This is a genomic window from Paracoccus lutimaris, from assembly GCF_003337565.1.
GTDB classification, from domain to species: domain Bacteria; phylum Pseudomonadota; class Alphaproteobacteria; order Rhodobacterales; family Rhodobacteraceae; genus Paracoccus; species Paracoccus lutimaris.
The window spans coordinates 1-1,925 of record NZ_QPJL01000075.1; the positions used below are offsets into that span (position 1 = coordinate 1).

Consider the following 1,925-nt stretch of genomic DNA (forward strand, 5'->3'; position numbering starts at 1 on the left):
GACATCAGGTCTCGTGCCAAGCTGGTCTCCATCGCAGATACCAGATTGAATCACGTTCAGAACACCCTGTGATTCCCTTTTGTCAACAGGGCCTAAGTTAGTACCCCCTACAAAGATCAATGGGTCCTGTCCCTAAGGAGGTCGAGATGTACTTCGCTTACCTCAAGCGCAGGCGCAGTGATGGTTTCGTGACGGTGTAGCGGCGCGCTAGCTTCCGGACGGACGCGCACTAGCTTCCGGACGAAAAAATTTCGCGTTGCCCTGTCAGGAAGCCTCTCTTTTCGGCCGTCTCTGACACCCTAGGTCCGGCCCGTTCATTTCCACCATCCGCGCGCGCGACCGATGAGATAGGCCCATTGGCCTGCGTTGTCGCCCCGGATGCGGTTGGCCTCGGTGGTCCAATGGACCGCGTCCCCGGCGTTGTTATGCCCAGGTCCCTGAGGGCCGGGCAGGTATTTGACCCCGGGGATGGCGTTGGCATGCCCGCTGTCTGCATCAAACGTAGCCTGCATCTGGGCAAGCAGGGCGTATCCCGCGCCGCTATATTCCGCCGGACCAAGGATCAGCTCCGGCAGGTCAGGAACCGCCAAATCGGCGCGGGTCCGCGAGACCATGTTCCGGAAGGCGGCGGGCAACTGCGCCTGCCAGTCGGCCTTGTTCAAGTCGGCCTCGTTCCCGGCCCAGACACCTATCGTTCCGACATGGTTCTCGATTTGCGAAAGAGCCGCCTGATAGGTGGAGACCATGATCGGATAACGGCGCAGATCGCCGGTCGCGGTCGTGTCCGGGTTCCATGGCGCATCGGCCCCCAAAAGGCCCGTGCCTGAGCGGGACACCGGGACGATCACCACCCTCACCGCCCCCTTGGTCAGCGCCACAATCTGCCGGGCCATGGACATGGCCGGGCCAACCCTGTGGCCCGGGTTGAGGCTATGGACCAAGGGCTCTTGCGCCACCGACAGGGTGAGCGCCTTGGCGCCATAGAGGCCGCTACCATATGAGTTCGGCGGGCACATCCAGATGTCAGGGTGCCAGCCATCCTTGATCGGATCTGCCACCTCCAGGCCGAAGCCCTCACCGTTGGATTGCGCCTTGATGATCAAGATCACGGTCGGTTTGTGGCGCGAGGCGGAAACGTCATAAAGCTGCACGTTCCGGATCGTGCCGGCCCATTGATTGCCCGATTCGATCAGGAGCGTGTTCTGGCTGGGCGTGCGGTTGCGTAGATACGATACCTGCATGCGGGTCGAGGGCTGGGTGTCCCCGCCCCGGATATGCAGACCATTCCATGCCCCGGTATTGGAGCCATTGCCAACCAACTGCGCGCGCGCGCCCAGCGTAAAATTGGCCGACGTTTGGGTGATGATCTCGAAGGTCATGACCAGATCAGTGGCCTCGGTCGGGATGGTAAGCCCCAGTGCCGTCATCTTCGAATACTGCCCGGTACCCAGACTGTGCGTGGCTCCCGCGCCGGCCAGCGACCAGCCGCCCGCCACCGACCATGCCGCCGGATCGTCGAGGCCGGGATTGGGTAGCAGCTGCGGCGGCAGCGCCGGCATGGGCGGCACGACATAGGCGCCGAGCATTGTCGGGACGAAGGTTCTGCCGCGCTTGTGGCGCGTCCAGCGGTCGAAGGCGTTAAATGGACGGCCGTAGAGCCACATCGGAATCAGAGCCCCCGGATGATCTTGAAGGAACCCTCAAGGCGGCTGCCCGATCTTACGCGGATGCTGGTCGCCCGGTCGAAAGCGAAACCCGGCTGATCGGGATGAAGATCGACGGCATCCCCGTCTGCAGCGGGCGTGACCGGGCAGACCAGCAGCAAGCGGCGGCCGGTATTCTGGATGATATCGCCGGCGGCCACGGTGATCGCAGCGCTCCAGCTGTCAGTTGCGGTATAGGCAGGCATGATCGGTCCCTTTCTG

At 62.9% G+C, this 1,925-nt stretch carries 2 protein-coding genes; both read right to left on the reverse strand.

Annotated features, from left to right (window positions below; genetic code table 11):
• Window positions 1-314: 314 nt before the first annotated feature.
• Window positions 315-1,496, reverse strand: a complete 1,182-nt coding sequence (locus tag DFP89_RS19905; protein ID WP_220269896.1) for a sialate O-acetylesterase — start codon at window positions 1,494-1,496, stop codon at window positions 315-317.
• Between the two features lie 173 nt (window positions 1,497-1,669).
• Window positions 1,670-1,925: hypothetical protein (locus tag DFP89_RS19910; RefSeq protein WP_220269897.1), on the reverse strand; the 256-nt coding region annotated here is incomplete at its 5' end.